Below are 10,011 nucleotides of genomic sequence, written 5' to 3' on the forward strand. Positions count from 1 at the left end.
CAGACTCCTGAACGCCACAGAAAAGAGGTGCCCGTCATGACCCGCGAAATGGCTCGGCTACTGATCAGTCCCACCAATGCCTGGCCTCGTCTGCGCCAGGACTACGACCATCACCCTTTCGCCTTCCTCGTTCCGCTGTTGCTGTTGCCGCTGCTGCCGGCGGCCTGCCTGTTCATCGGCACGACCCAGGTCGGCTGGTCGCTGCCGGGCAACGACAGCGTGCAACACCTCTCCAGCGGCAGCGCCCTGCTGCTGGCGACGATGTGTTACCTGGGCTTCGTCGCCGGCGTGGTGATCATGGGCTTCTTCGTACGCTGGGTGCTGTTCCGCACGCCGTCGCGCCCCAGCGTACCGGGCAGCCTGACCTTCACCACGGCGATCGCCGTGCCCTTGATGCTCGCCGGGATCGTCGCCCTGGTGCCCTGGCGGGTCCTCCTGCTGCTGGCCGCGGCGGCTGCCTGCGCCTACTCGGTACGCCTGCTGTTCACCGGCCTGCCGCTGTTCATGCGCATGCAGGAGCGGCAGACATTGTTCTACGCCTTCTGCATCCTCGGCGTCGGCTTCCTGACCCTGCTGACCACCGCCTTCATCTTCATCGAGTTCTGGGGGCAAAGCCTGGCCGGCAGCGGCGAGTACCTGCGCTGAGGCTCAGCCGGCCTTCAGCGTGCCGGTCAGGAACAGGTACAACTCTTCCTGGCCGAAGGGCTTGGCCAGCTTGGGCAACTGTGCCGCCGCGCCTTCGATCTTTTCCGCGAAGCCGGTGGCCAGGGCCATCTTCAGCGGCCGGCCCTGGGCCATGACCCGCTCCACCAACTGGCTGCCGTTCATCCGTGGCATCGCCTGGTCGGTCAGGAGGATGTCCAGCTCCGGCGTCGCCGTGAGAATCTCCAGGGCCAGGCTGCCGGAGTCGGCCTTGAGTACCGAGCAACCGAGGTCCTCCAGCATCGCCGCGGTGTTGTTCAACACCAGCGGGTCGTCGTCCACCACCAGTACTCGACAGGACAAGCGCACCCGCTCGCTTTCGCTGGGCGCCTGCGGCGTCGCGCCATTGCCCGTACGGGCGCTTTCCGGGGTTCGCGGGACGGCGGGTATCCAGATGTTCGCGGTGGTGCCGACGCCCGGCTGGCTCTCCAGGGTGAGCCGGCCGCCGAGCTGCTCGGCGAGGCCGTCGACGATCGACAGGCCCAGCCCGGTGCCACGCCCCACCCCCTTGGTGGTGTAGAAGGGTTCCACCGCACGGCGCAGGGTTTCCTCGTCCATGCCGCTGCCGGTGTCGCTGATGCTCAGGCAGATATAGTTGCCCGGTGCGAGGCGATGGGGATTGTCCGCCGGCACCCGCTGGTTACTCGCGGAAAAGACGATGCGCCCGCCGTTGGGCATGGCGTCGCGGGCGTTGGTGGCAAGGTTGATGATGGACAGTTCGAGCTGGTTGGCGTCGGTCAGGCCGAGGTCGAGATCCAGGGGAAAGCGCGTCTCGATCGATACGCTCGGTCCCAGGGAATGGATCAGCAGGTCGGTCATCCCGCGCAGCAGGTCGGGGATCGCGCAGGGCTGCGGATCGAGACGCTGCTTGCGGGCGAAGGAAAGCATCCGCTGGGTCAGGTTGGCGCCGCGCTGGGCGGCCTCCAGGGCGTTCTGCAAGAGGTCGGCGGTGCGCTGGTCGCCGGGCAGGCGTTTCTTCAGCAGCCCGAGGCTGCCGATGATCACCGTCAGCAGGTTGTTGAAGTCGTGGGCCACGCCGCCGGTGAGGTGCCCCAGGGACTCCATCTTCTGGGCCTGGAACAGCTCCTGGCGGGCCCGTTCCAGTTCGCGTTCGGCTTCGATCCGGTGGGTGATGTCACGGGTTACCTTGGCGAAGCCGATCAGCCGGCCATCGCTGTCGCGGATCGGATCGATCACCACGTTGGCCCAGAAGCGACTGCCGTCCTTGCGCACCCGCCAGCCCTCCTTCTCGAAACGCCCTTCGCGTTCGGCGGCGGCCAGGCCGCGGGCCGGTTCGCCGGCCTCGCGGTCTTCGGGGGTGTAGAAGCAGGAGAAGTGCCGGCCGATCACCTCTTCCGGCAGGTAGCCCTTGATCCGCTGGGCGCCGAGGTTCCAGTTGGTGATCCGCCCGCGGTGGTCGAGCATGTAGATGGCGTAGTCGGTAACGCTCTGCACCAGCAGGCGGAACTGCTCCTGGCTGCGCCGCAGCGCCTCCTTGGCCGCGCGCCCTTCGCTGAGGTCGTGGATCAGCTGGGCGAAGCCGAGCAACTGGCCCTGGCTGTCGCGGATGGCGTCGATCACCACCTGCGCCCAGAAGCGCTTGCCGTTGCTGCGCACCCGCCAGCCCTCGGTCTCGAAGCGGCCCTCGGCATCCGCCTGGCGCAGCGCCTGTTGCGGAACGCCGGCGTCGCGGTCCTTGCGGGTATGAAAGCAGGCGTAGTCGCGGCCGAGGATCTCGCTCGCGTCGTGGCCGAACAGGCGCGCCGCGCCGGCGCTCCAGCTGGCGATACGGCCAGCGCTGTCCAGCGTGTGGATCGCGTAGTCGTCGACCGCTTCGTCGAGCAGGCGGTTGCGCGTGGCCTGGTTCAAGGGGACTTTCGGTTTTCTTGTGGTTTTCATGGACGTGTTCACTCGTCGGCTGCTCGACCCGGGCTGCAAGGCACACCCAGCAAGGTAGTACGAAGAACGTCTTCCGGCCGCTCGCTGGCTCGCCCCAGGAACTTGGCCGACCTTTCGGAAGACCCCGGCGCGGCCGGCGAATTCCATTCGCCGGAACCTTGTGCGGAGTATGGCTTTCGATATGCAGGTAGGGACATCTCCTTTCCACCGCACCGACCCCGGAGTTCCCATGCGCAATCTGGAAACCGCAACCCTGAAGCTGGGGATATTCCATCCCCACGACAGCCTGAGCCAGGCGCTGATCGCCGCCGCCTTGCAGCGACAGATCGAAGTCAGCGCCTTGCAAGCCGATCTCAACAGCCTGCAGGCGCGCCCCGGGCTGCGCTGCAAGCCAGCCAGCCTGGCGTCGTCGATCGAGGTCAGCCAGGCGGCTGCCGGTCTCGACCTGCTGTTCGCGCCGTTGTCCGACTACGCCGCCGAAGCCTTGCCGCCGATCTGCGCCGCGCTGATCGATGGCGCCCTGCGCGCCGAGGTACCGCGCCTGTTCCTGCTTGGCCATTGGCAATGGCTGGTGGCGCCGCGCGACGCCGGCGAGGAGCAACTGGGTGCCGGGCTCGAGCGCAGCCTCACGGTCAGCGGCCTGGACTGGACGCTGGTGGAGGTCCCGAGCCTGCCCGCCGGCCTGCGCATCGACGATTTCAGCCGCGCCGGCGACGTCGCGGAAGTGGAGGCCGCCAGGGTATTCGCCTGCGCCGAAGCGCTGCTCGACGAAGTCCGTCTCGGCCTGCACAAGCGCCAGTGCCTGCGCCTGGCGCCCTGAGGAGAACCCGCCATGTCCGGCCCCGATACCCTCAGCCAGACCTTCGGCACCTTGCTGCTGGCCCTGGCCTTCAGCGCCTTCATCGTTTTCGTTCGCGGCTACCGCCCGGGCGGGGTCAGCGGCGCCTGGTACGACCTGGTGCTCGCCTTCGTCGCGGTATGGCTGGCGTTCTGGCCCGAAGCCGGCGTACTCGCACGCTCGCCGAGCCTGGCCAATGCCCTGGGGTTGGTCTTGCAGGTCGGCGCTACCCTGCTCGGCTGCCTGCTCGGTTACGGGGTGGCAAGGGGATTGCGGCGGGCGATGCGGGAAACCCGGCAAAAAAGATCGGCTTCTTCGCCGGTGAATCGGCGAGGTTCGTAGCGGAGATATCGAGAAAACACATATAACCCGATGGCGTTGCGAATTTTCCAGATGCTTATAAGGAGTGCCGAACGGGCTTTTCACCCGCGATGATTGCATTCCGGTATCAGCGTTCTGCACGATCTCTTGCATTCTGCATCCCGCGCGCCATGCGGGATGCAGCTTATCCCGCAGATTCTGGATGTTGCCGGCATTTCGGCCTCGCGGCACCTATAGTTATCCGTACCGTTGGCACGTATCGACGGTTTCTCTCTGATTCAGGCTAATCCCGCTCCAGGGACGGAGTGGATTTTTTTCTTGCGTTGCGCAAACCGGGGAGAGCTGGCCAGATGAACCTTTCCTACCTGTACCTGAAGAAGATCCTCGAGGAGGAACTGCGCGACCACGACTGCCAGTGCCAACTGAACCCCGACTTCACGGTGACCATCAGTTGCCGCGTGGGTGGTCCCCACGGCGCGCTCTACATCGTGCCCAACAGTGACTTCCTGAAGAGCAGCAGCTTCAGCGACCTCAGCGCCTTCATCCTCAACCTGCGCGAGGAAATCAGGCGCTTCGGCGAGTTCGAGGCGGAACTCCAGACCGGCACCGGCTGAGCCCCTCCCCCCTTCTTTTTCCCTCCCGCCGTCAGGGCTGCTGGTAGTGTCCCGGCGTGGTGCCCGGTTCATGGGTACGTTCCACCTTGCTGACCTGGATATCGCTGATCGCCTCGGCGTCGTGCGGTCGATGCAGTGCCTCCAAGTGGCGGCGGGCCTCCTCGCGGCTGAGGGTTTCCGCCTTGCTGTGCAATTCGCAGGTCATCGGCTGGTCGTCGAGGATGTAGCTGATCAGGAACAGCTGGCTGGCCATCGTCTCGCCCTCCTCTCTTCGATGGGCCCTGCGCCAGGCGCAGGGCCCATGGCTATCACGGCAGGTTCGGCGGCAGCTCGGCGTCCAGCGCAGCGTCCTGCCGCGAGTCGTCGCGCTGGCGCTCCTGCAGGCGCTGCAGGCGGCGGGTCAGGTGCTGCACCTCTTCGCGCAGCAACTGCAACTCTTCCCGCGGTTCATTGAGCAGGCCCTTGACATGGCAATGCCCACTCAACCCGCGGCTGACCAGCAGGCCGCCGGCGACCGCCTTGCAGGCGCCGGGCAAGCCACCGCGGGCCAGGCCGAAGCCGGCCAGGACCAGTCCGGCGCCGATGGAAGCGAGTCGCTCGCCGCGCTGCAGGTTGTGCGGCAGGCCATTGGCCGTCGAAGTCGGCACGTATTCGTTCATGGAATTCTCCTTGCTTCGGTTATCGGTCAGGCTTCGTCGTCCGGCGGTTGCACGAGGAACTCGACCAGCGTCCGCCGGCAAGCCTCGATGCCCTCTTCCAGGACGATCTCGAAACCGTGGGTGTTCTCGGTCGGAATGCCGATGCAGCCGACCTGCGCGGCCTCGCCGTGGCTCAGCAGCGCGCTGGCGTCCGAGGCGAAGTCCACCAGCAGCGCCGCCTGCGGCTGGTACTGGCAGCGTTCGGCGGCCCGCAACAGGCGGTCGGTGATATGGCGGCTGTAATAACCCTTGGAGTCGCCGCTGTTGACGATCGGGTCGCGGCACAGCCGGGTGCCGTATTCGGCTACCGTTGGGCCGACTTCCACCGCGATGCTGATGTCGCCCGGCAGTCGGCGCGCGGCGAACAGCGCGCCGGCGTTACTCTCCTCCTCCATGGTGGTGAGCACCAGGTAGAGGTCGCCGTGCAACTCGTCGCGGCGCCGGGCGATCTCGCGAGCCACGCCGAGCACGGCGAGCAGCGGTGCGCGGTCGTCGAGGAAGTGCGCGGCGACGCAATCCTGGAAGTACAACGGGCGCCGCCACAGACGGTTGAGCACCACGCGGGTACCCGGTCGCACGCCCAGATTCGCCAGTTCCTCGGCGCTGCGCCGGGTGACCACGTGTACGTCGCGCCAGTGCACCGCGCCCGAGAGCACGTCGGAGCCCTGCGGCGACTCGCCGGTAGCATGCATGCTGCCGTAGGACAGCACGCCGTCGAGTACCGCCTCGCCGGCCAGGATCTGTACCGGACAGACGCCGAAGCTCACCGGCTGGGCGCCGCCGAGCGCCACTACGCGCAGGGTACCGTCGGCCTCGACGCGCTTGACGATCATGGCGATCTCGTCGAGGTGCGCGAGCAGCCGCACCGCGGCCCGCCGCGCCTGCTCGCGCGGCAGGTGCGGCGGGCTGATGCGCGCGACCAGGTTGCCGGCGGCATCGCTGCCGACCTCGTCGCAACAGCCCTCGAGTTCCCGCTGGCAGATGGCCCTGACCTCGTCTTCCTGGCCACCGGGGCCACGTGCCAGCAGGAGTTCCTCGAGCAAGGCGCGGTCTTCTTCGCGCATGCCTCAGGCCGCCCGTTTTTCCAGGCGCGCCTTCAGCTCTTTCTTGTGCTGCTGCATGGCCTGGCCGAGTTGCTTGAGGGCGGCGGCGTCGAGCAATTGCCGGGCGCGCGGGAACAGCTCGCCCTCCTCCTCCTCGATGTGGTGCTCCAGGAGTTCCTTGAGCACCTTGACCCGGCCGGCGAACTGCACAGTGTCCGGGCGGGTGCGCTTGAGGTCGGGAAGGACCAGGGAGTCCACCGTGCGGTGTTCCTCCTTGGCCTCGTAGTACATCTTCAGCTCTTCCTTGCCGCCGCTGTCCCTGATCGCCGGATAGAGGATGTCTTCCTCGATGGCGGTGTGCAGCACCAGTTCCAGCTCCAGCCTGCCCAGCAGCTCGCTGCGCTTCTTCAGCGCCCGTTCGGTGGTCTCGCTGAGTTCGTTGAGCAGTTTCTTCACGGTCTCGTGGTCATGGACCAGCAATTCGATGGCGTTCATGGTCGCTCCTCATCGGTTTGTTATCCGAGTGCTCCGGCACTCTCTCTGGCTGAGCGCGCGCTCCTCCGCCGAGTTCAGTCACGAGGACGGGCGGTCGCCTCGATCAGCGGAAACGCGGAGATCCGCAATGAGCGCGGTTCCTGGCCGTCGCGCAGCAAGGCCCGGGACCGCCTCATGGCATTCCCCTCGCGGCACCGGGCCTCAGGCGCGGGCGTCGCGCAGGGCGCGGACCCGGTCGTGGTGACGGAGCACGCCCTGGTACTGGCGCTCGATCACCTGGTGGATCTCCGCCGGCAGCGGTTTTTCCAGCGCCGCCTGGTAACGCTGCTTGGCGACATCCTCGCCGCGCTCGCATTCGTTGAGCACCGCCTCTTCGTCCTTGCCGGTGACCAGTGACTTCAGGTCGACCCAGCGCCGATGCAGGTCACCGGCGAAACTGGTGCTGTCCTTGGGTTTGCCACCCAGTTCCAGGACGATCCGCTCCAGCTCGTCGGCAGCCGCGGCGCAGTCGCGGCTCTGCTCCAGCATCGCCGCCTTCAACTGCGGATCGCGCAGGTCTTCGGCGCAGGCCTGGAAGCCGGCCTCGCCATCCTTGCTGGTTTGCAGCAGGTCGTTGAGTACGTCGAGGGTGTCGTCGAGGTTGGTCTGGTTCATTTCGCTCTCCTTGGCCCGGAGCTGTCCGGGATTTCTCGCGTCTGTCGGCGCCGGCGCCTGCCGGCACGGAACGTGGGCAGCAACCAGCGCCCACGGAAGGTGGGAGGCTCGCCGTCGCGGAGCGTTCAGAAAGCCGGATGGATGGTGGCGTAGGCCGGGGTGATGCTGAGACGTTCGCCGACCACCATCTCGGTGATCCAGTCCACCAGGATCGAGGTATAGGCGTCCTGCGCCGCCTCGCTGCTGAGCGCATGGTCGGCGTGGTCGATGATCCGGTGGGTCAGCGAATGGGTCTGCTGGAAGGCGGCGCGGAAACTCATGATGGTCGAGTGCGGCACATAGCTGTCGAACTCCGACTCCACCAGCAGCACATCGCCGCGGAATCCCGCGCAGGCCTGCAGGGCTCGGTTGCTGGCGGCCGGGATCAGGCTGCCGCGGTACTCGATGAGGTCCTCGCGGTCGAGCAGCAGCTTGGGCGTCAGCCAGTCCTCGTCGCGGTAGATCGCCGGTACCCGCAAGGCCAGCCAGCGCACCGCGCGCAACTGGCTGAGGATCGCCGCCAGGTAGCCGCCATAGCTGGTGCCGACCACCGCGATCGCCTGGCTGTCGATGGCCGGGTGGGCCACCAGCCGGTCGTAGGCGGCGAGCAGGTCCTGCAGGTTGTCCTCGCGCGTCACCAGCGCCTGGCGCCCGCTTTCCGCGCCGTGGCCGCGCAGGTCGAAGGTCAGGCACACGCAGCCGAGCCCGGCGATGCCCTGGGCGCGCTTCAGGTCGCGCTGCTGGCTGCCGCCCCAGCCGTGCACGAAGAGCACGCCGGGGACCTTCGCCCGGGGGCTGAGGAAGGTGCCTTCGATCCGGTCGTCGCCGACCCCGATGCGGATGCGTTCGCTGTTCGCCGTCATGCCTCCCCCGTCATCGCATATTTGAGCAGGAAGTCGCCGTGTTCGTCGGGGCCGCGGTAGATCACCCGGCTGTTGTCCGGCAGGCGCTTGTCTTCGTGGATCTCGAACGACGCGGCGCGCACCGCGGGCAGTCCCGGGTCGGCGCGGAAGGCCTCCAGCGCGGCGATCTCGGCGCTGCTCGCGCCGCCGACCCGCCAGGACTGCTCGAGCACGCCGAAGCGCTCCCGACCGTTGCCGTCCCGGCCCTGGGCAATGTCGTAGTTGCGCCGCGAGGCGAAGCAGCCGGGGAAGAAGATCGCCGCGGCGGTGTCGAAGATCCGCGCGTACTCGATGGCCTGGCGCACCTCGCGGGCCAGGTCCAGGGTCAGCAGCTCGGCATAGCCACCGCGCGCCACCAGCAAGTCAGAGCCGGCGTAGACCAGTTCGCCGCGCGCGTTGCGGGTCTGGTGCTGCTGACCGTGGTAGCTCAGCAGGAAGCCGTTGACCCGGAGCTGGCCGACGCTATGGGTAACGACCCCGTCCAGGTTGGCTTCCAGTACCAGGCCCTGCGCCAACTGGCGCTCCTCCAGCCCGCCGAGCCAGCCGTCCAGTTCGTCGAGGTCGTGCGCCACGTACTGGCCGAGGCCGCCACAGGCCTCCGCCAGCTTGGCCCGCACCGGTCCTTCGGCGAGCAGGCGGGCGCCGGCGCGGTGTGCGTCGGCCAGGCTGAAGACGCTGACGCCGTTGAGCACGACGTCGCGGACCTTCTCCGCGAACAGCGGGTTCCAGCCTTCCGGCGCCACGCCGCCGCGCGGCAGCGGATGGACGATGGCCTTGCCGGCGATGAACGCGTGCTCGACGAAACCGCCGAGCAGATCTTCGTCACTGTTCACGCCCAGGCGCACGGCGGTCTCCCTGCCGACCAGGGTGCGGGTCGGGACCAGGTAGAGGGGGCCTCGCTGGTGCAATTCGGGTTCGTAGCGGCCGCCGAACTCCAGCTTCTGGACTTCCGCCAGCCAGCGCGCCAGGGCCAGGTTGCCCTGCACTTCATGTTCGGCGGCCGCGGGATCGACGCTATGGGCCACCACCAGTCTCTGCCGAGGGTCTGCGCTCATGTTCCGCTCCTCCTGGATGGAGACCCGGCGTTCAGGGCTCCGGTATGGGCGAGAGGGACTCTTCGTCGGGCCGTTCCATCGGAACTTCTTCCGGGAACTCCTGGGGGACGTGGCTTTCGTGGTCAGGAACCGGGTATTCGTCCGGGTCCCCGGATGGGTTGCGTGGACTCGTCGCTGGCGCACCCGATGATGCAGAAATGGAAAAACGCATGTCCGCCTCCATCGTTGGTATGAGTTCTAGATGGAGGGTACGAGAGCGGATTTGGTTCGGACCATGCGTCGGAAGGCCGGGTCGGCGCCTGGCCGCCCCGGCGCTGAAACAGCCGGCTCAGCGAGCCAGGCTCATGGTGCGCAGCTTGCCGCCGGCGACCAGGACCTTGCGATGAGTGAGATGCTGGTTGTCGCTGTCGCGGAACGTGAGCAGGTCGATGCGCTTGCGGAAATAGTCGCTGTCGCGCGTCTGCAACGGCCCCTGGTCGATGATCAGGTCCCGGCGGATGCGTTCCAGCACCTGGTTCAGCAACAGCGGGCTGCTCTGCTCCTGGCCGGAGATCGCCCGGCTCATCAGGCGCTTGCCCTGGTTATTACGCAAGGTCACCAGCAACGCGCCGTCAGGGCGAGGTTCGCAACTGACGCGCACATCCTTGAAATGCTCTTCCAGGTACTCAACCACGTTTTCATCGGTATCTAGCATTGCTGGCCTCCTGTCTCATCAGATTCTTTGACGCCGGTAATCAGGCGCATCCCTTTC

Annotated in this window: 13 protein-coding genes; 4 read left to right on the forward strand and 9 right to left on the reverse strand. The window is 67.1% G+C overall.

Annotated elements, in window-relative coordinates; genetic code table 11:
* Positions 1 to 36 precede the first annotated feature (36 nt).
* Entirely contained in the window at positions 37 to 645 is a 609-nt protein-coding gene (locus tag AC1RB9_RS14570; protein ID WP_003110768.1) for a Yip1 family protein, read from the forward strand.
* Positions 646 to 648: 3 nt separating this feature from the next.
* Here AC1RB9_RS14570 and AC1RB9_RS14575 read toward each other — a convergent pair whose 3' ends face one another.
* Entirely contained in the window at positions 649 to 2,601 is a 1,953-nt protein-coding gene (locus AC1RB9_RS14575; protein ID WP_003162797.1) for a hybrid sensor histidine kinase/response regulator, read from the reverse strand.
* 229 nt (positions 2,602 to 2,830) lie between these two features.
* Here AC1RB9_RS14575 and AC1RB9_RS14580 point away from each other — a divergent pair, with 229 nt between their 5' ends.
* From AC1RB9_RS14580 to AC1RB9_RS14590, 3 genes are all read left to right on the forward strand, one after another.
* Positions 2,831 to 3,421 carry an NAD(P)-dependent oxidoreductase gene (locus AC1RB9_RS14580; protein WP_003088985.1) on the forward strand — a complete coding sequence of 197 codons (591 nt, stop codon included), beginning with the start codon at positions 2,831 to 2,833 and terminating at the stop codon, positions 3,419 to 3,421.
* A 12-nt stretch (positions 3,422 to 3,433) separates the two neighbouring features.
* A complete protein-coding gene (locus AC1RB9_RS14585) occupies positions 3,434 to 3,781 on the forward strand; it encodes a hypothetical protein (RefSeq protein WP_003162796.1) in 348 nt (115 codons plus the stop codon).
* Positions 3,782 to 4,065: 284 nt separating this feature from the next.
* Entirely contained in the window at positions 4,066 to 4,374 is a 309-nt protein-coding gene (locus AC1RB9_RS14590) for a hypothetical protein (RefSeq protein ID WP_003132124.1), read from the forward strand.
* Between the two features lie 31 nt (positions 4,375 to 4,405).
* Here the strand turns inward: AC1RB9_RS14590 and AC1RB9_RS14595 are convergent, their stop codons facing one another.
* The 8 genes from AC1RB9_RS14595 to AC1RB9_RS14630 form a co-directional block, all read right to left on the reverse strand.
* Entirely contained in the window at positions 4,406 to 4,627 is a 222-nt protein-coding gene (locus AC1RB9_RS14595; RefSeq protein WP_003162795.1) for a hypothetical protein, read from the reverse strand.
* 55 nt (positions 4,628 to 4,682) lie between these two features.
* Positions 4,683 to 5,033 carry a YgaP family membrane protein gene (locus AC1RB9_RS14600; protein WP_003162794.1) on the reverse strand — a complete coding sequence of 117 codons (351 nt, stop codon included), beginning with the start codon at positions 5,031 to 5,033 and terminating at the stop codon, positions 4,683 to 4,685.
* A 26-nt stretch (positions 5,034 to 5,059) separates the two neighbouring features.
* The gene (locus AC1RB9_RS14605; RefSeq protein WP_003450652.1) at positions 5,060 to 6,136 is read right to left on the reverse strand and encodes a zinc-binding metallopeptidase family protein; all 1,077 of its coding nucleotides are present in this window, start codon (positions 6,134 to 6,136) and stop codon (positions 5,060 to 5,062) included.
* A 3-nt stretch (positions 6,137 to 6,139) separates the two neighbouring features.
* On the reverse strand, positions 6,140 to 6,610 hold the full coding sequence (locus tag AC1RB9_RS14610; protein ID WP_003088967.1) for a hemerythrin domain-containing protein: 471 nt from the start codon (positions 6,608 to 6,610) through the stop codon (positions 6,140 to 6,142).
* Positions 6,611 to 6,811: 201 nt separating this feature from the next.
* Positions 6,812 to 7,264, reverse strand: a complete 453-nt coding sequence (locus AC1RB9_RS14615) for a ferritin-like domain-containing protein (protein WP_003088965.1) — start codon at positions 7,262 to 7,264, stop codon at positions 6,812 to 6,814.
* 125 nt (positions 7,265 to 7,389) lie between these two features.
* Entirely contained in the window at positions 7,390 to 8,166 is a 777-nt protein-coding gene (locus AC1RB9_RS14620; protein ID WP_003110771.1) for an alpha/beta hydrolase family protein, read from the reverse strand.
* Entirely contained in the window at positions 8,163 to 9,260 is a 1,098-nt protein-coding gene (locus AC1RB9_RS14625) for a DUF3182 family protein (protein WP_003132135.1), read from the reverse strand. Before AC1RB9_RS14625 ends, AC1RB9_RS14620 begins: the two co-directional genes overlap by 4 nt.
* Before the next feature lie 328 nt (positions 9,261 to 9,588).
* Complete coding sequence (locus AC1RB9_RS14630; RefSeq protein WP_003113659.1) at positions 9,589 to 9,954, reverse strand: DUF3509 domain-containing protein; 366 nt, start codon at positions 9,952 to 9,954, stop codon at positions 9,589 to 9,591.
* Between the last annotated feature and the right edge of the window lie 57 nt (positions 9,955 to 10,011).

The sequence above is a fragment of the Pseudomonas sp. 20-5 genome, from assembly GCF_056782835.1.

Coding starts and splice junctions, on each gene's coding strand:
- AC1RB9_RS14570 (WP_003110768.1), top strand. CDS start 37: ATGACCCGCGAAATGGCTCGGCTACTGATCAGTCCCACCAATGCCTGG.
- AC1RB9_RS14610 (WP_003088967.1), bottom strand. CDS start 6,610: ATGAACGCCATCGAATTGCTGGTCCATGACCACGAGACCGTGAAGAAA.
- AC1RB9_RS14625 (WP_003132135.1), bottom strand. CDS start 9,260: ATGAGCGCAGACCCTCGGCAGAGACTGGTGGTGGCCCATAGCGTCGAT.
- AC1RB9_RS14600 (WP_003162794.1), bottom strand. CDS start 5,033: ATGAACGAATACGTGCCGACTTCGACGGCCAATGGCCTGCCGCACAAC.
- AC1RB9_RS14575 (WP_003162797.1), bottom strand. CDS start 2,601: ATGAAAACCACAAGAAAACCGAAAGTCCCCTTGAACCAGGCCACGCGC.
- AC1RB9_RS14580 (WP_003088985.1), top strand. CDS start 2,831: ATGCGCAATCTGGAAACCGCAACCCTGAAGCTGGGGATATTCCATCCC.
- AC1RB9_RS14630 (WP_003113659.1), bottom strand. CDS start 9,954: ATGCTAGATACCGATGAAAACGTGGTTGAGTACCTGGAAGAGCATTTC.
- AC1RB9_RS14620 (WP_003110771.1), bottom strand. CDS start 8,166: ATGACGGCGAACAGCGAACGCATCCGCATCGGGGTCGGCGACGACCGG.
- AC1RB9_RS14585 (WP_003162796.1), top strand. CDS start 3,434: ATGTCCGGCCCCGATACCCTCAGCCAGACCTTCGGCACCTTGCTGCTG.
- AC1RB9_RS14615 (WP_003088965.1), bottom strand. CDS start 7,264: ATGAACCAGACCAACCTCGACGACACCCTCGACGTACTCAACGACCTG.
- AC1RB9_RS14605 (WP_003450652.1), bottom strand. CDS start 6,136: ATGCGCGAAGAAGACCGCGCCTTGCTCGAGGAACTCCTGCTGGCACGT.
- AC1RB9_RS14595 (WP_003162795.1), bottom strand. CDS start 4,627: ATGGCCAGCCAGCTGTTCCTGATCAGCTACATCCTCGACGACCAGCCG.